Genomic DNA, 17,006 nt, shown 5'->3' on the forward strand with positions numbered 1-17,006 from the left:
CTCCCATGCGACTATGGACCTGTCCGATACACCGGAGGGCGCGGCTGCCCCGCGCACTGTGCGCTCGAGGCCGTCCCAGGGCCGCCCCGGCAGCGGCCTCCCGGCGTGTCGGCATGGCAGGACGAACCTCCACCGGGGCGGTCGCAAGCCGCGGTGGACACTCCCGCCCTTGAAGCACGAATATCGACCCTTAAACCGGGAAATGCAGGCTTTCGATACCGTCTGCGTCCCGGACGGGCGGGCGCCGCGGATACCCCCCGCCGGAGTGTGCGCACTCCGTCCGGTGTCACGGCCCGACCGGAACAACTGGACTGGAGTAGTGACTGATGGCTGTCCACCCGCTGGTACGAACCGTGGCTGAGGCGTTCCTGCGGGACGTCGACAATGAGCTCCCAGGTCTCGTGGAAGGCCTCTACCTGACCGGATCCGTGGCGTTGGGAGACTTCCGTCCACACACCAGCGACATCAACTTTGTCGTGGTCACTACAGAGCGGCTCACTGCCGCCCAGCACGACGCGCTCCGGCGGACGCATGCCCGGATCCGCAGCAGTTTTCCCCGTCCCCACTTCAACGGCATCTATGTCACCTGGGAGGACCTCGCTACCAACCCGCAGCAGTGCGGCCCGGTGGCTTCCGTCCTCGCCGGACGGCTGCGGTTGCGCGCCAGCGCCGAGGTCAACCCGGTCACCTGGCGGGTACTGGCCGAGCGTGGGATTGCCGTCCGCGGCCCGCACCCGGACCACGTGGACATCTGGGACGAACCGACCATGCTGCGGACGTGGTCGTTCGGCAACCTCGAAGAGCAGTGGCGACGGTGGCGTGCCAAAGCAGGCCGCCTCATCACCCCGCGCGGCCTGGCAGTGCTGGGTTCCCTAGTGCCCTCGTGGAGTGTGCTCAGCGTCAGCCGCCTCCACTTCACCCTGCGCACCGGGGAAGTCACCTCCAAGTCGGGGGCGGGTTTCTACGCCCTGCACGCCTTCCCGGAGCGCTGGGAGCGCATCGTCAACGAGTGCCTGCGGATCCGCCGCAACTCCACGCTGCCGTCGCTCTACCGGAGCGCGTTGGAGCGGCGCCGGGCAGCGCTCGACTACATCGAAATGGTGGTGGACGACGCGCTCTCGCTGCAGCCGGCCTGAGCCCGCGTCAGAGCGGTTCCCTCTTCTCTGCGCCTCCCTGGAAGGTCAAAAGCCCTGCGGGCAAGGCTCTACTCTGGGGGCATGACCAAGCGCCCCATCGTCCTCTTCGGGGACCCGGTGCTGTCGACACCCGCCGCCCCGATCACCACGTTCAACCGGCACACTGAGGCTCTGATCCGCGACCTGATGGACACGGTGGACGCCCCTGGCCGGGCCGGGGTCGCCGCCCCCCAGATCGGGGTGGGGCTGCGGGCGTTCAGCTACCGCGTGGACGGCCAGATCGGCTATGTCATCAACCCGGAGATCGTGGAGCTGTCCGAGGAGATCCAGGAGGACGGCAATGAAGGCTGCCTGTCCGTGCCCGGACTGTGGTATCCGACCCCGCGGGCCCGTCGGGCCGTCGTCAAAGGAGTGGACCTCCGCAACGAGCCGGTGGTCGTGGCAGGCACCGGGGTGATGGCGCGCTGCCTGCAGCATGAGACTGATCACTTGGCGGGGAAGCTCTACCTGGACCGGCTGCCTCCCGAGACGCGCCGTGCCGCTATGCGGGAGATCCGCCGTTCCCCGTGGTTCCTGGGCGCTCGGGAGACGCCGCCGTCCACCCCCTCCCTTCCGTCTGCTTTTGGCGGAAAGTTCTGATCTGTACCTCTCTTCCGATTAACGAGCGGTATCGACTAGTCAGATCACGAGAAGATCTCATAAGGTCTGCTCCAGCACCACGTGGCCCGGGTGACCCCCGCCTCACTTCTGTGGTACGGCCACAGGTCCCTCCCATGGAGCTAGTCAAGTGAGCAAATCCGTCGATCCTTCCACTGTGTCCATCCGCCGCCGCAGCGCTGTCCTCCTCTCCTCCGCTGCGGCGCTCTTCCTAGCCTTGTCCTCCTCCACGGCCCACGCTGACCCCGACGAGCCGTCCCTGGAGGAGCTGAACGAGCGCATCGCGGCGCTGGAGGAGGAGTACGACGCTGAGCTCGTCCAGTACACCAGCGCCAAGGAAGAGGTGGAGCGGGCCACCGAGGAGCTCGAAGAGATCGAAGAGAAGCTGGAGGCCGCGCGCGACGATGTGGCGCTGATCGCGGCCAGCCAGTACAAGAGCAGCGGGTTCGACCCCGTCATCGAGGTCATGGTGAGCCGCTCCCCCGACGAGGTGCTCTCCGACGTGGCTCTGATCACCCAGGTCTCCCATATCAACGGGGAGCGGGTGTCCCACCTGTCCGAGCTGAAGGAGGAGGCGGAGCAGGCCAAGGAGGAGGCCGAAGCGAAACTGGCAGAAGCCGAAGAGCTCGTTGAGGAGCTTGAAGCGCAACGCGACGAAGTGCTCGCCAAGATCGAGGAGTACGAGTCGGAACAGGTGCCGGTCACCACCGGAACCGGCAGCATTCCCGAGAGCGCCCGCGGCTGGGGCTTCGACGGTGCTACCCCGCGGATGGCGGCGATCCGAGACGAGATCATCCGGAAGTTCGGCGCCCCCTACCCGGTGGGGTGCCTGCGCCCCGGCGACCCCGGAGAGCACGGTTCGGGGCGTGCCTGCGACTTCATGATGAGCGCGGGGGGTGCGATGCCTTCTGCGGCCAACCGGGAGCTGGGCTGGCAGATCGCCGAATACGCCAAGGCCAACGCCGACCGGCTCGGGGTCATGTATGTGATCTGGGAGCAGAAGATCTGGGACTCCCGGAACCCGGGCGCCGGGTGGAAGCCGATGGCGGACCGGGGAAGCATCACCCAGAACCACTACGACCACGTGCACATCTCGTCGTGGTGACCGCGCTTTCCTCCGCGGCTCCGCCGCAGGGGTGTCCGCGGCCGCGGTTCACAGCGTGGCAGCCAGGTACAGGCTGAGCCAGGAGGCGAGGCGGTCGACGAGATCCGGTCGGACGGCCACGGCCCGTTCGGCATGCCCCATTCCCGGTTCAATCCACAGTTCCCTGGGGTCTTGTGCCGCCTCGTGGATCCGCCGAGCGTGCTCGACCGGAAAGTAGGGGTCGGCGTCGCCGTGGACGACGAGTAGTCCGGCGGGGGCTACGGCCCCGGCCAGTTCCGTCGGGTCCAGGGGGACCGGGTCCCATGGGCGGTCGAGGACCCTGACGTTGCGGGTCAGGCGGAGCAGAAGCCGGCCTGCCGGGCGGGTCACTCCGAAGGTGAGCAGCCGCATCCGCGTCGTGCCCTGGTAGAACCAGCGGCTGGGGCCGCTGACCGCCACCACGGCGTTGACGCCGCCGAAAAGGCCGGCGTGGCGGACCGCGACGGCCGCCCCCATGGAGAACCCCAGAGTCGCGATCTGGGTGTACCCCTGGGCGCGGAGATGGTCCACGGCGGTCTGCAGGTCGATGACCTCCCGGTCTCCGACAGTGGAGAATCCGGTGGAGGCGTGGTGGCCGCGGAAGTCGAAGAGCAGGACGTCCCCTACGGCCAGCAGGCGGGCGGCGATCGCTCTCGTGTGCGGGCTGCGCCATGTTCCCGTGAAACCGTTGGCGAGTACGACGGCGCTGGTCCGGGTGCGGGTGCCGCGGAGCAGCACCGAGTCGATTCGGACCCCGTCGGGGGTGGTGAGCCAGCGGCGTGCCTGCCGGGGGTGCTGGGCGTCGCGGTCGCGCACGGGATAGGTCATGGCTCCATCGTGCCGGAGGGGGCGGGGAAGGCGGGGGAAGGCACCGCGGTACGGCGTGCGGGTGTCAGAAGACCCGTCCCGGCTTGCTGCGGTCGCGGAGCGCAGCAAAACGCCACGTGTTGATCGGATGGGTGGCCAGCAGGTTCACCAGCATCACGAAGAATCCTTGGTCGGTGCGGGCCCGGTCGGCGATGGCGGCGAAGTCCACCCGGGGGTACAGGTATTTGCCTGCGGCTAGGACGCACAGACCGTGAACGCCTTCGGGGCAGAAACGGTAGGCGTGGTTGTCGGCGGTGTATTCCTGGGCCCGGCTCAGCGAGCTGCCGAGTCCGGGGATGAGGTTGGCGATGGAGATGCCGAACTGCCGCCAGAAGGAGGCGTGGCCTGCGGCGATGTGCCCGACTTCGTGTCCGATGACGAAGCGGAGTGCCGCGAGGTCCCCGTTGCGGACCCCGATTTCGAACAGGTCGCTGGTGATCGCCACATAGCGGCGGAACCCGTGCCCGGAGGCAAAGGCGTTGATCTGGCCGTGGCCGGCGACAAGGTAGGCGTCCGGGGGATGCGGCAGCCCGAAGGCGCGGGCGGCGTCGAGCACGATCTGGTGGATTTCCGGGAATTGGTGTTCGGTGATACGGACACCGTTGACGCGCTGCCGGGCGTACAACTGTCCGCGGGTGAAGAACACGAGGGCCGGGACGAGGAGCACCAGCAGCGGCTGGGTGCTGTGTTCGGTGATGGCCCGGTCAAAAGTGCCGATGACCGTGAGTGTGGTGACAGCCACACAGATCCACAGCAGACGGTTCTCCTGTGGATGGCGTAGCGACCGGTCCAGCCGTCGGCCCTCCCGGCCCCAGGGTGTCATGTGCGTCCGTCCGCTCTGCGGGGTCGCCCCCGATGGTCGACCAGGTGTGCGTGGTGGTGGCCTCGCTGGTCAGGAGGCGCACCACCCGGGGTCAGTAGCGGTACGGAGGTTCGTCTGAGTGGGGCGGGGTCTCCGGCGGGGGCGGGGCATCAACCGGCGGCCCCATGGGGGGCGGAGCGGCGAGCGGGGGACCGGAGGGCGGGCGGAAGGAAGGTGCGGGGCCGGTCTGGGGTCCCTGCGTGGGGCCTCGTGGGGGCGGGGGAGGATCGTTCAGGAGTTCCGCCATGTTGGCCCGTTGCGTGGTCTCCCCTTCATCGTCGGCGAGCAGCGCTTCCATGTCCGCGCTCTGCGTCGACTCCCCCTCATCATCGTCCGCGAGCAGCGCCTCCATGTCCGCGCTCTGCGTCGACTCCCCCTCATCGTCATCCGCGAGCAGCGCTTCCATGTCCGCGCTCTGCGTCGACTCCCCCTCATCATCGTCCGCGAGCAGCGCTTCCATGTCCGCGCTCTGCGTCGACTCCCCCTCATCATCGTCCGCGAGCAGCGCCTCCATGTCCGCGCTCTGCGTCGACTCCCCCTCATCATCGTCCGCGAGCAGCGCCTCCATGTCCGCGCTCTGCGTCGACTCCCCCTCATCATCGTCCGCGAGCAGCGCCTCCATGTCCGCGCTCTGCGTCGACTCGTCCTCCGTGATCCGGGAACTGGCGATCTGCGCCAGGCCGGAGGTGGCCCGTCCCGGTCCAGAGGTGCGGCCCAGATAGGTGAGGGCACCGATCGTGAGTGCGGCGATTCCGGCGCGCAGGGTGGCTTCGCGATCGGGGGCGAATTGGGAGGAGTGGGAGCCCGGCACTGACGCGAGTTTGTCGAAGGGGGTGGCTCCGGGGGCGGCGGACCACACGTCGTGCGGGGTGGAGCCGAGGAGCCACATGACGTATGGCACGGGTTCAGGGTCATCAGGGAGCCCGAACGCACCGAAGTCGTCGCCAACCGCGAAAGGTTCCGGCAGGTCGATCACATAGGCGTCGCCGAAGTAGGCCCGGTGGGCGGAGGACACCGCGCGGGTGTGCTGCGCGTGGTTGCGGATCAGGCTGGTCCTGCGGATCTCGGTGACCTCGGGTTCGCGGGGGGCTGCCGAGGCAGCGGCTTCGGCTTTGACTACGCGTTCGATGGCCGCGTAAATCCGGTCGGCTACCCGCTCGTTGAGGCAGCGCGTGTTGATTTCCAGGTACGCCTCGTCGGGGACGAGGTCGGCTTTGGTTCCGGCGCGCACCACTCCCGTGGTGAGGACCGCCATCTCACTGGGGTTGACTTCGCGCGCGACGATGGTCTGCAGGCGTGTGATGATGGATGCGGCGATGACCACGGGGTCGACACCGGTCTGCGGCTGGAATCCGCCGTGGCCCGGGCTGCCGAAGATCCGCACTCCCACGGTGGTGGACATGCCGAGGATGACCCCGGCCCGGTGGGCGATCATTCCGGCGGGTTGGGGGCCGACCCGCTGGGTGAGGACGATGTCGGGGCGCCCGAAGCGTTCGTAGAGACCGTCAGCGAGCATGGCCTCGGCGCCGTCCAGGGTCTCCTGGCCGGGCTGTGCGACGACCATCAGGGTGCCGCTCCAGTGTTTCCGTGAACTGGACAGCAGGTCTGCTGTCCCGACCAGGCAGGCGGTGTGCGCGTCGTGGCCGGCGGCGTGCATGATCGGCGTTTCTTGGCCGTCGGCCGTCGTCCCGCGGGCGGTACTGGCGTAGGGCAGACCGGTCTGCTCTGCGAGGGGCAGGGCGTCCATAGCGCAGCGGAGCAGCACGGTCGGTCCTTCACCGTTGCGGAGGATCCCGACGACCCCGGTACCGCCGATCCCGGTCGTGACTTCGTACCCCGCCCGGGACAGCCATTCGGCCACGGCTTGGGAGGTGCGGTGCTCCTGATGCGACAATTCAGGGTTTCGGTGCAGGTCAACGTAGAAACCCTCGACGAGGGGGAAAATCTCGTCGACGAGTCGCATGACCTCGCTGCCGTGTTCCGTGACACGTCGTGGATCGACCGCCTGCGGCACTACTTGCCACCGCCTTCGTTATGTCGGTTCGATGGAACGGACCGTGGTCGGGCCCGGCGGAACGCACGCGACCCGCAACGATTGTTGCCGCCCACGTCGGGAATCTCAACACGCTTCCCGGGCCGGCGGACGTGCGCGCTCCGGTGCTCCGCTCCTGGAGTCGAGGGGAGCCGGGTGGGGAAGACCGTGTCCCAGCAGCCCATCTCTCCAGCTTTTCTCGCCGGGCTTTCCTGAGAGTCCTCTTATCCTTCTCCCAGAATTCTCTCGGGATTACTGTCTGTCACAACAAGTGCTGTGCTGTCGAACCGCTTTCTCCCGCAGCCTCCGTTGGTGATCGTTCTCTCGGAGAGCGTGTGGTCCCAACGCCCTTCTTTCCTACGACTGCCGTACCTGCCGCAGCACGCCAGCAACGCGATTCCCGGTTGGAGAATGCGAAATTCCCCCTCGTCGCTTTGATGGTGTTCGGCCCCGCGATCGATCCGATCTGGGGAACCCCTTGGTGAACGCGGTCTCCACGCGGGTCTACGCGTTCTGCAGGCCCGCGTCCATCCTGATCAGCGGCTACCTGCCGCAGCGGTTCGACGCTTCTCCGCGGCGAGTGGAAAAACTGGTGCTCGGGCTGGCTTCCCCTACCTGATCTTCTGGGAGGGCACGTGCTTTGGGCGCTCGTGGTGGGCCCGAGATTTCCGACGGCCCACTGGAGCCGGCGTGGCCCCTGCGGTTCCTGGTGGCCCTGTCTGGCTGGCGGTTGCGTGTTCCCGCGGGGCAGCGGCTGCGGTGGCCGCTCACCACAGCGGTAGGGGTCTCTGTCGCCGTGGCTTCGCGGAGTTGGGGGACGTACTTGGCCTGGGGCGGATGCTGAGTCTGCTGCCGTTCTTCGTGCTCGCCCTGCTGCAGCCGAGGCACTTGTCCGCGCTCACGGTCGTCGTCTCGCTGGTGGCGGCCGTGCCTGCGGCGCACTACGTGGACTGTGCGTGGTTCTCCTGGCGGTCGAGCCTGGTCGACCGCGGTATCGACCCGTTGGGGCTCGGACTGCTGAGCCGGTCCGGCTGCATGCTGGCGGCTCTCGCCCTGACGCTGGCCCTTCGGCCGGGATGAGCTGGCCGACAGGGCTCTGGGATGGCGGTCAATACCGGCCCAGGGCTGGCGCTGGCCTTTGTCCTCTGCCTGCCGTGGGTCAGGGCGGTGGTGCGCCCGCTCGTCGAACCGGACGCCTCGTGGCTCTTGCGGCCGTCTGCTGCGGAGCGCTCCCGTGCGGTGGAGCGGTCCAGCGGCTCAACGGTCCGGAGAGGCCGGTGAGGGCCCTTCCGGACCAGGAAACCTGTCGGGGTCAGCTGGCGGCGGCGTTGGCCTCGGCCTCGGCAGCAGCGGTCAGCTGCCGGATGCCGGCTTCGAAGACCCGGGTGTCCAGCCACAGCTTGACCACCAGCACGGCCTCGAAGAGCATCAGCGCGGCGCCAGCGAAGACAGAGACGGGAATGATGAAGTGCGGCCACGGGGTGAACAGCGAGACGAGAGCGGTCAAAGGTGCCACGATGCACACGAACATCTCGAATTCGATCCCGCTGAACAGGTGCGGACGGACCCGGTGGCGCAGCAGCGCTTCCCGCAGGCGCTGGTAGGTGCTGAACCTCGTGAACACGGGCGCCATCGAGGAGACCACGCCCTCTTTTTTGTCGTCCTTGGGCTGCTGGTGCTGGGGGAAGACGGTCGTCTCGGTCTCAGTGCTCTCCGCGTCTTCGGCGGCCCCCGGCTCGTTCTCGCTCTGCTCAGGCTGGTCGTTCTGCTGGCCGAGCAGCGCGTTCAACCGCCGCCGCATGGTGCGCCGGGTCTTGGCGATCTGCGTGCCGTTGAGGTAGCGCAGCAGGTCGAAGAAGGTGAGCAGCGGCGCGAGCAGCAGGTAGGCGATCTCTCCGGTGTGGACCCACTGGCCGAGGAGCAGGGCCATCATGCAGGCGAAGAACCGGATGCGGTCGAAGACGAAGTCGACCCAGGCCCCGAACACCGTACCGGTGCCTTTGAGGCGCGCGATCTTGCCGTCCATGCAGTCGAGCACGAAGCTGAGGTGGAACAGCAGCGCTCCAGCCACCAGCCAGGGCCATGTCGCCTGAGTGAAGCACGCCGCCGCCCCCAAACCCAGGAGTCCGGCTCCGAAGGTGAGCTGGTTAGGGGTGATGGAGGTGTGGTTGGCAGTCCAGACGACCAGCCGTCCGGCGAGCGGATCGACCAGGAACACCGTCCACCAGGCATCACGTTTCTTGTACGTGCGCTCCTGGATTTCAGCAAGCGTGAAGGCTGTCATCGTCTTGTGTTACTCCTGTAACGGGGTGGAGAGACTCCACATCGGGTGGACGCCCCCGGAGAATGCGAGGACACGTTTTCCCGGGCGGAGTGGTGGGACGGGAGATCCGATGGTCACCGCTCTGCCGGGATGACGGTTGGCGAACCATAATCTGAAAAAAGTGAGAGGCGTGACGTGGGAACAGGGTCGCGTCTTTCACCAAGGCCGCCCAACATCGAAATCGAGGTGGACGTGCGCTTTCTCAACGACCAGGTGCCCACCCACGACCTGACCTACGGCGATGTGTTCATGGTTCCCCAACGTTCATCTGTAGGTTCCCGGATGAACGTTGACCTGACATCGCATGATGGTACAGGTACGACTATTCCTATCGTAGTGGCGAACATGACAGCGGTTGCCGGTCGCCGCATGGCCGAAACCGTGGCACGCCGCGGTGGTCTGGTCGTCCTACCCCAGGACATCCCTACCGATGTGGTAGCGGATGTGATCCAGTGGACAAAAACCCGTGATCTGGTGCACGATACGCCGATCACTCTGGCGCCGACGGAGACGGTCGGCCACGCGCTCAACCTCTTGCCTAAGCGGGCGCACAACGCGGTCATCGTCGTCGACGAGGAACGCCGTCCCATCGGTGTCGTCACCGAGGCGGACTGTGTGGGGGTGGACCGCTTCACCCAGTTGCACGAGGTGATGTCCACCGAGTTGCTCACCCTCGCCGCGGGCACCGACCCGCAGGAGGCGTTCGCCATCCTGCACGACTCCCGGCACCGCCTGGCCCCCGTGGTCGACAGCAACGGGGCTCTGGTCGGGGTGCTGACCCGCACCGGGGCGCTCCGCGCCACCCTCTACCGGCCCGCCGTGGACGCGCAAGGACGGCTGCGTGTCGCCGCCGCCGTGGGCATCAACGGCGATGTGGCGGGCCGGGCAGCGAAACTCCTGGAGGCCGGGGTGGACACCCTGGTTGTGGACACTGCGCACGGCCACCAGGAGAAGATGCTCGAGGTGCTCCGCCAGGTGCGGGCCCTGGACCCGCAGGTGCCGGTGGTGGCGGGCAACGTGGTGACCGCTGAAGGGGTGCGCGACCTCGTCGAGGCCGGCGCCGACATCGTCAAAGTCGGGGTGGGGCCGGGGGCGATGTGCACCACCCGCATGATGACGGGGGTGGGCCGTCCCCAGTTCTCCGCCGTGGTGGAGTGCGCTGCCGCCGCCCGGGAACTCGGCAAGTGGGTCTGGGCTGACGGGGGGATCCGGCACCCGCGTGACGTGGCGCTCGCGCTGGCCGCCGGGGCGAGCAATGTGATGATCGGCTCCTGGTTCGCCGGGACCTACGAGTCTCCCGGGGATGTGCTGCGGGACTCGGAGGGACGGTTGTACAAGGAGAGCTTCGGCATGGCCTCGGCCCGCGCGGTCCGGCTGCGCACCGCGGACGATTCGCCGTTCGAGCGGGCGCGTAAAGCCCTGTTCGAGGAGGGCATCTCTTCTGGGCGGATGTACCTGGACCCGGAGCGCCCCAGCGTCGAAGACCTGATCGACATGATCGTGGCGGGGGTACGCAGCGCGATGACCTACGCTGGCGCGGCGAACTTGGCGGAGTTCCACGAGCGCGCGGTGATCGGAGTCCAGAGCGTCGCCGGGTACAACGAGGGCAAGCCGGTGCTGCACGGCTGGTGACCAGGGCTGGGGTGCGGCTCCTGGGTGCTCAGGGGCTGCACCACATCACCGCCCCAAATCCGACAAACGGCACTTTCATTACAAAAATACTTTTTTGTCCTTGGTGCAACCTGTTCTGCCTACGCTGCCTCTAAAGCATCGGGGGCTTACATCTCGGGGGACACCTGCGGAGCGGCACCAAGGACGGGATTCAGTGGTCTACCAGGCTTCTTCTCCACCACGGCATCGACGGTTCCTTCCCTTTCTCATCGTCGCCGTTGTCGCGGTCCTCGTCATCGCCCTTGTGCGGTGGGTGGCGACCGGAGCGAAACTGCCCTCGCTCGCCCAGTTCGGATGCCTTGGGGACGCCATCTCCCTGACCGTGGCGTCCTCACCGGAGAAAGCCGGGGTGATGCGGCAGCTCGCCGAGGACTACAGCGGCACCCGGATCGACGAAGGCTGCGTGGAAGTCTCCATCGTCGAACAGTCTTCCGGGATGACCATGGACGCCCTCGCCGCCGGGGAATGGGACGAAGAGGAGTACGGCCCCCGCCCCGATGTGTGGTCGCCGGCAAGCTCCGGCTGGGTGGAGATCACCCGGCAGCGGGTCACCGAACAGGACCGCGCCTCACTCATCCCGGAAGAGACCCCCTCGATCGCCAACTCCCCCCTCGTCATCGCCATGCCCCGGCCGATGGCTGAAGCGCTCGGCTGGCCGGACAAGGAGCTCGGCTGGGTAGACCTGCACGACCTTGCGGACAGCGAAGCAGGATGGGGATCGGTCGGCCACCCCGAGTGGGGCGAGTTCCGCATGGGCAAGACCAACCCCAACTACTCCACGTCCGGGCTCAACGCCACCGTCGGCACCTACTTCGCGGGCACGGGTATGGCCTCCGACCTCACCGTCGACGACATCAACTCCAGCCAGACCCGCGCGTTCGTCAGCGCTGTGGAGCGCTCCATCGTCCACTACGGCGACATCACCATGACGTTCCTGGCCAACCTGCGCCGCGCCGACGCGGAAGGGCAAGGGCTCACCTACGTCTCCGCGGTGGCGGTGGAGGAGATGTCGGTGGTGCACTACAACCAGGGCAACCCCAGCGGCGACCCGGCAACCGCGGAAGACGCCGAACCGCCGAACGTGCCGCTCGTCGCGGTCTACCCCAAAGAGGGCACCCTGATGTCGGACCACCCCTACGTGGTCCTGGACTGGGCGGACGAGCCGAAGCGCGCCGCTGCGGCGGCTTTCCTGGACTACCTCCTCAGCGACGAGGCGCAGCAGGTGTTCCTGGACAACGCGTTCCGGGGGCACGACGGGCGCACCGGGGACCTGTTGACCGAGGAGAACGGGGTGCTGCCCGCAGAGCCGGTCGAGCTCTCCCTGCCGTCGGCGAACGTGCTCAACGCGATGCTGGAGAACTGGGCTGAGCTCCGCAAGCCCGCCAACGTCCTCCTCGTCATCGACACGTCCGGCTCGATGCAGGAATCGGTCCCGGGCACGGGAAGCACCCGCCTGGAGCTCGCCAAGGAGGCCGCTATCACGTCCCTCGACGAGTTCTCTGACAGCGACCGCGTGGGGCTGTGGATGTTCAGCACCGACTTGGAGGACAACGGGCAGGACTGGCGGGAGCTCGTGCCCCTCGGCCCGCTCGGCGCCTCGGTCAACGGGACACCCCGCCGGGAGGAGCTCGCGGAGCGGATCTCCAACCTGCCGCCAGGGGGCGGTACCGGCCTCTACGACACCGCGCTGGCCGCGCACACGCTCGTCGCCGAGCACAGCCGGCCGGACGCCATCAACGCGGTTGTGTTCCTCACCGACGGGAAGAACGAAGATCTCAACGGCATCAGCCTGGAGAAGCTCCTCGACAGCATCACCCCGGAACCCGGGCAGCAGGGGGTGCGGATCTTCACCATCAGCTACGGCGAGGACGCGGACCTGAAGACGATGACTCAGATCGCGGAAGCTACCAACGCCGCGGCCTACGACGCCTCCGACCCCCAGAGCATCGACGAGGTGTTCGAAGCAGTGATCTCCAACTTCTAGCGGCGGGATTCGGAGGGGAACAGAGAATGCAGCTACGGAAGTTCGCCAACCCGTGGTGCCTCCTGTGCGGCGCGGTGGCGGGCGGGCTGGCCTGGGCGGTGACCCTCCCCGTCTGGGCAGCCTTCGTGATCGCCGTGATCATCTGGTTGACCGCGGTGCTCGTGTTCGGCTTCCTGTTCCCCACCGCCCCGTCCGAGACGGAGCTGCCCGCCGACCCGGTGGCGGTCGACGCCGGCTGCGCCCGCCGCGCGCACGCGGCCGCCGCCTCCCTGCAGGACGTGGCCGCACCGTTCCTGGAAGGGCCGCTGGGGGACCGGGTTTCCCGCATCGTCTGGCGGGCCGGTGAGATCGCCGCGTCCATTGACCACCTCGTCCGCCGCAGCCAGGAGCTGTCCGCGCTGGTCCACAACCTGGCACAGCATCCGCACTCCCGGGGACGGGCACGCTATGTGGAGTCCCGCCACGCCGAGATACGGCGCCGCATGTACGCGGCGACCCGGGACTTGGAGGCCGCGGTCCCCCGATTCTTGGCTACGGCCTCCCCTGGGGCCGCTCCCGATGTGGCCGCCCTGGACCGGCTTGCTACCGATTTGGAAAACATCGGCTACGGCGTGGACATTGGTGAGAGCATGGTCACGGAGATCTTGGGGCCGGAGCCTCCGCGCACCCCGCAGGCGCCGGCGAACTGACCGCAGCCCATAGCCATCCGACCGAGCTTTCGGACCACGATCGATGGATCGCTACTACCCTCTCCTGCCTATCGGAATCGGCCTGTGCTCCCTCGTGTGGCTGGTACGGGACATCGTCGCCGCGTGGCTGCTGGGGCGACGCGGCGAGCGAGCCGAAGGCACGATCGTCGGCTATGCCGAAACCAACAGCACCTCGCGGATGATCGTGCGGTTCCGCACCGAAGAAGGGGAGGAGGTCCTGGCTCTGCACGACAACTCCTCCTGGTCGGCTGCCCGCTACGGTGATCCCGTCACCGTCTCCTACGATCCGGATAACCCGCAGCGGGCTCGAGTCGTCGCTGCCCCGTGGTTGAGCCTGTGGCCCCGCACACTTTTCCTGACCGTGGCCTCAGGCATTCTTCTGATCGGCTGTTTCCTCGGTTTCCTCACCTGGGGATAACCGCGCCGACGGCTCGGCTCTAAGATCCCACCGCAATGGCATCTCATCCGGTTCTTCGGTTTTCGTCCGGAATGATCACCATGGAGTTAGCCGAACGCGGTACGATCCTTGCTGGTTTCCTTACCCTTTGACCGCTTACGCGCTTCAGCACACCGCGCCGCCCTCTCTCGCACAGGGGGTGGCCCTCGGCTCCGGCCGTCATCGCTGTCACAGTATCCGTCGGCCTTTTCCCCATGTGTGCTCAGCGGCCCCGGTCCTCTAGGAGAGCAGTGCAGGCAGCCAAGAAGAAGCGGGCTCCCCTGATCAAGACCCGCCTCCGCAGAATTGTCCTCGCTCCGGTCTCGGCGTTGGTCGTCCTGTGGTTGATCGGTAGCGTCTACCTGGCCTACGGGACGGTGGTGCAGTACGCCTACGTCCAGGCCAACGACCGTCTCCTTCTCCCCTCGGCCCTGGCACTGACCGCGGTCATGGATGAGCGTTCGGTGACCATGGCCTACCTGGACCGCCCCCGAGAGACCCGGGAGACCCTCCTCGACGTCCGCGCAGACGTCGACCAGCGCATGGGCAATATCCTCGACGAATTCCGCGGCCTTTTGTCATTGTCCCCCGAGAAAGTCCAGAAACGCATCACCTACCTGGACGAAAAGTTCAAGGAAATCGGCGAGCTGCGTGCCCGGGTCGACCAGGGAAACATCGACCGTGAAGAGGTCGAGGAGTATTACAACGACCTGGTCATGGCGGGTGCCGACCTCTTCGACGAGCAGGCCCGGTCCGTTCCCAGCCCGGAGGTCGTCGGACCTTCGGTCAGCGCTGTCTCCATGTTCCGTGTCGTCGACGCGCTCGCCCAGGCCGACGCGAAACTCTCCCGCGGCTTCGCCACCGGCGAGTTCTCCATGGACGACCAGCACGAGTTCGTGGCGCAGGTCGGCGCATACGAATCCATGCTGGAAGCGGTCGACGACTATCTTGGCCCCGAGCCCACGAACATGCTCGCGTCCCTGCGGGACAACGAAGAGTACGTCCACCTGCACGAACTCATCCACGAGATCGCCAACCGGATGATCACCACGGAGTTCGACCCCTACACCGGGCAAGAGGTCGAAGATTTGAGCCTGCCGGTGGACGAAGCCGAATGGCGGTCCGCCTACCTGCCGGTGAAGGACGCCCTCACCGAGATCGGGGCCAGCCAGGCGACCTGGGGTGCGCAGGTGCAGCGCTCGGACGCCAACCAGTCTCTGCTCATCGCGGTGCTCGGCTCGCTCGGGGTTGCCGCGCTCACCGCGACCGTGCTGGTCTACTCCACCCGGTCGTCGCAACGGCTCGTCGACCGTCTCGTACAGTTGCGCGACCAGACCCAGGAGCTGGCGGACAAGCGCCTGCCTGCGCTGATGGACCGTTTGAAGAAGAACGAGCCGCTCGACTCCGAGGTGGAGGTCGAAGCCGAGATCCTGCCGCTGAGCGAGTCCGAGGACGAGATCGGCGAGGTGAGCCGTGCCTTCACCGCCGCCCAGCGCACGGCGGTCGAAGCCGCGGTCCGGCAGGCGCAACTGCGCCAGGGTGTCAACCGCGTGTTCCTCAACATCGCCCACCGCAGCCAGACCCTGGTCCACCGCCAGTTGCGCATCCTGGACAAGCTCGAACGCGAACAGGAGGACCCGGAGCAGCTCACCGACCTGTTCAAACTGGACCACCTCGCCACCCGGGCCCGGCGGAACGCAGAAAACCTGCTCATTCTCGGCGGCCAGAACCCTGGACGCACCTGGCACCACCCGCTGCCGCTCATCGACGTGCTGCGCGGTGCGATCTCGGAGTGCGGTGACTACTCCCGGGTCAAACGGCAGCGGATCGCCCCGGTCTCCGTGCAGGGCAACGCGGTCGCTGACGTCATCCACCTCGTCGCCGAGCTGGTCGACAACGCGACCACCTTCTCCCCGCCGCACACCAAGGTCCACTTGCGCGCGGACCGGGTGCCCAACGGGGTGACGATCGAGATCGAAGACCGCGGCCTGGGCATGAAGGACGACGAGCTCGAGTCGGCCAACGCGATGCTGGCCGATCCGCCCGAGTTCGACGTGATGCGTCTCAACGAGAAGACGCGGCTGGGCCTGTTCGTGGTCTCCCACCTGGCGCGGCGGCACCACATCAAGGTGCAGTTGCGCACCTCCCCCTACGGGGGTGTACTGGCGATCGTGCTGCTGCCGGCAAACCTGATCGTCGACGAGCAGCCCTCCCCCCTCCGCGGCGCCAACACGGACGGCGGAGAGACGGGCAGCGGGCTGCCGCAGCGCGGGGTGCGCACCCCGGCCCTGCCGGCTGCGTCGCCCACCGGTGCCCCGTCCGAGGAGGCTTCCGAAAGCGACGGGGACATGCTCACCACCCCCTCGTCCTCCCAGGCGCCCGCCCAGCCGCCGAGGTTGCCCCGGCGGATTCCTGGGGTGAGCACGTTCCCTGAACTGGCCACCGAGGGCGCGGCCCGCCGCCCCACTCCTCCTGCCCCTTCCGGTTCCTCTCCGGCTGACGCGCCGCAGCGTCCGCAGCCCGCCGCCACGGAGGGCCGTCCTCCGCTGCCGCGTCGCATCCCCCAAGTGAATCTCGTCCCCCAGTTGTGCGACGACCCGACTGAAGAAACGGCTTCTTCCCCTGAGACAGGGCCATCCACCAATGACATGGAACGTCCAACGCGTCTCCGGCAGACCCTGACCGCATTCCAACAGGGCACCCGCAAAGGACGCGAGGACGGTAAGAAGCTGCTGAACGACACCGAGAAGGATGCACAGTGACCGACAACGCACCCCGTGATCTGGACTGGCTGCTCGACGAACTCGTGGAGCGCGCGGTCGGTGCCCAGCACGCGATCGTGCTGTCCGCCGACGGGCTTCCCATCGGGAAGTCCAAGGACATCACCACGGAGGACGCCGAACACCTCTCCGCGATCGCCTCAGCATTCCAGAGCCTTGCGCAAGGCACCGGACGCCAGTTCAAGGGCGGCCGAGTGCTGCAGACCGTCGTGGAGATGGAGCACGCCTACCTGTTCGTCACCGGGGCGGGCAGCGGCGCCTGCCTGGCAGTGCTCGCTGGGGAAGGGTCCGATGTGGGGCTCATCGCCTACGAGATGAACGTCCTGGTGGAACAGGTCGGCCGGTTCCTGGAGTCCTCCCCCCGAAGCACCGCAGAGTCACCAGCCCACGGTCAGACGACCGCGGCCTCCACGCGATAGCGGAGA

15 protein-coding genes are annotated in these 17,006 nt (G+C 67.4%); 11 read left to right on the forward strand and 4 right to left on the reverse strand.

Going from position 1 to position 17,006, the window contains the following annotated elements; all coding sequences use genetic code 11:
• Positions 1-326 precede the first annotated feature (326 nt).
• From TFU_RS12090 to TFU_RS12100, 3 genes are all read left to right on the forward strand, one after another.
• Positions 327-1,136: a nucleotidyltransferase domain-containing protein gene (locus tag TFU_RS12090; RefSeq protein ID WP_011292855.1), complete on the forward strand. Its 810-nt coding sequence runs from the start codon at positions 327-329 to the stop codon at positions 1,134-1,136.
• A gap of 81 nt (positions 1,137-1,217) precedes the next feature.
• Positions 1,218-1,775, forward strand: a complete 558-nt coding sequence (gene def, locus TFU_RS12095) for a peptide deformylase (protein ID WP_011292856.1) — start codon at positions 1,218-1,220, stop codon at positions 1,773-1,775.
• Positions 1,776-1,923: 148 nt separating this feature from the next.
• The gene (locus TFU_RS12100; protein ID WP_011292857.1) at positions 1,924-2,898 is read left to right on the forward strand and encodes a coiled-coil domain-containing protein; all 975 of its coding nucleotides are present in this window, start codon (positions 1,924-1,926) and stop codon (positions 2,896-2,898) included.
• Positions 2,899-2,946: 48 nt separating this feature from the next.
• Here the strand turns inward: TFU_RS12100 and TFU_RS12105 are convergent, their stop codons facing one another.
• The 3 genes from TFU_RS12105 to TFU_RS12115 all read right to left on the reverse strand — a co-directional run bounded on the left by TFU_RS12105 (position 2,947) and on the right by TFU_RS12115 (position 6,608).
• Positions 2,947-3,744, reverse strand: a complete 798-nt coding sequence (locus TFU_RS12105; RefSeq protein WP_011292858.1) for an alpha/beta hydrolase — start codon at positions 3,742-3,744, stop codon at positions 2,947-2,949.
• A gap of 64 nt (positions 3,745-3,808) precedes the next feature.
• Entirely contained in the window at positions 3,809-4,606 is a 798-nt protein-coding gene (locus tag TFU_RS12110) for a M48 family metallopeptidase (protein WP_011292859.1), read from the reverse strand.
• Between the two features lie 91 nt (positions 4,607-4,697).
• Positions 4,698-6,608: an amidohydrolase gene (locus TFU_RS12115; protein WP_370492090.1), complete on the reverse strand. Its 1,911-nt coding sequence runs from the start codon at positions 6,606-6,608 to the stop codon at positions 4,698-4,700.
• A gap of 550 nt (positions 6,609-7,158) precedes the next feature.
• Here TFU_RS12115 and TFU_RS16105 point away from each other — a divergent pair.
• Positions 7,159-7,296, forward strand: a complete 138-nt coding sequence (locus TFU_RS16105) for a hypothetical protein (protein ID WP_016189136.1) — start codon at positions 7,159-7,161, stop codon at positions 7,294-7,296.
• Positions 7,297-7,487: 191 nt separating this feature from the next.
• Entirely contained in the window at positions 7,488-7,757 is a 270-nt protein-coding gene (locus TFU_RS15595; protein WP_152436263.1) for a hypothetical protein, read from the forward strand.
• A 232-nt stretch (positions 7,758-7,989) separates the two neighbouring features.
• Here TFU_RS15595 and TFU_RS12125 read toward each other — a convergent pair whose 3' ends face one another.
• Positions 7,990-8,961, reverse strand: coding sequence for a CDP-alcohol phosphatidyltransferase family protein (locus tag TFU_RS12125; RefSeq protein WP_011292862.1), 972 nt, complete (start codon positions 8,959-8,961; stop codon positions 7,990-7,992).
• Positions 8,962-9,192: 231 nt separating this feature from the next.
• Between TFU_RS12125 and TFU_RS12130 the strand changes: the two genes are divergently transcribed.
• The 6 genes from TFU_RS12130 to TFU_RS12155 all read left to right on the forward strand — a co-directional run bounded on the left by TFU_RS12130 (position 9,193) and on the right by TFU_RS12155 (position 17,000).
• Entirely contained in the window at positions 9,193-10,632 is a 1,440-nt protein-coding gene (locus TFU_RS12130) for a GuaB1 family IMP dehydrogenase-related protein (RefSeq protein ID WP_016189138.1), read from the forward strand.
• Positions 10,633-10,825: 193 nt separating this feature from the next.
• Positions 10,826-12,655: a VWA domain-containing protein gene (locus TFU_RS12135; protein WP_011292864.1), complete on the forward strand. Its 1,830-nt coding sequence runs from the start codon at positions 10,826-10,828 to the stop codon at positions 12,653-12,655.
• Between the two features lie 26 nt (positions 12,656-12,681).
• Entirely contained in the window at positions 12,682-13,344 is a 663-nt protein-coding gene (locus tag TFU_RS12140; protein WP_011292865.1) for a hypothetical protein, read from the forward strand.
• Between the two features lie 43 nt (positions 13,345-13,387).
• On the forward strand, positions 13,388-13,783 hold the full coding sequence (locus TFU_RS12145) for a DUF3592 domain-containing protein (protein WP_011292866.1): 396 nt from the start codon (positions 13,388-13,390) through the stop codon (positions 13,781-13,783).
• Positions 13,784-14,052: 269 nt separating this feature from the next.
• The gene (locus TFU_RS12150; RefSeq protein WP_011292867.1) at positions 14,053-16,563 is read left to right on the forward strand and encodes a sensor histidine kinase; all 2,511 of its coding nucleotides are present in this window, start codon (positions 14,053-14,055) and stop codon (positions 16,561-16,563) included.
• Positions 16,560-17,000, forward strand: a complete 441-nt coding sequence (locus TFU_RS12155; RefSeq protein WP_011292868.1) for a roadblock/LC7 domain-containing protein — start codon at positions 16,560-16,562, stop codon at positions 16,998-17,000. The genes TFU_RS12150 and TFU_RS12155 overlap by 4 nt, the downstream gene beginning before the upstream one ends.
• The last annotated feature ends 6 nt before the right edge of the window (positions 17,001-17,006 follow it).

Origin of the sequence: Thermobifida fusca YX (genome assembly GCF_000012405.1) — a bacterium.
GTDB lineage: Bacteria > Actinomycetota > Actinomycetes > Streptosporangiales > Streptosporangiaceae > Thermobifida > Thermobifida fusca.

Bases quoted from the DNA above. Each gene is read 5' to 3' on its own strand.
- TFU_RS12090 (WP_011292855.1), top strand. From the start codon at position 327: ATGGCTGTCCACCCGCTGGTACGAACCGTGGCTGAGGCGTTCCTGCGG.
- def (WP_011292856.1), top strand. From the start codon at position 1,218: ATGACCAAGCGCCCCATCGTCCTCTTCGGGGACCCGGTGCTGTCGACA.
- TFU_RS12105 (WP_011292858.1), bottom strand. From the start codon at position 3,744: ATGACCTATCCCGTGCGCGACCGCGACGCCCAGCACCCCCGGCAGGCA.
- TFU_RS12110 (WP_011292859.1), bottom strand. From the start codon at position 4,606: ATGACACCCTGGGGCCGGGAGGGCCGACGGCTGGACCGGTCGCTACGC.
- TFU_RS12115 (WP_370492090.1), bottom strand. From the start codon at position 6,608: ATGCGACTCGTCGACGAGATTTTCCCCCTCGTCGAGGGTTTCTACGTT.
- TFU_RS12125 (WP_011292862.1), bottom strand. From the start codon at position 8,961: ATGACAGCCTTCACGCTTGCTGAAATCCAGGAGCGCACGTACAAGAAA.
- TFU_RS12140 (WP_011292865.1), top strand. From the start codon at position 12,682: ATGCAGCTACGGAAGTTCGCCAACCCGTGGTGCCTCCTGTGCGGCGCG.
- TFU_RS12145 (WP_011292866.1), top strand. From the start codon at position 13,388: ATGGATCGCTACTACCCTCTCCTGCCTATCGGAATCGGCCTGTGCTCC.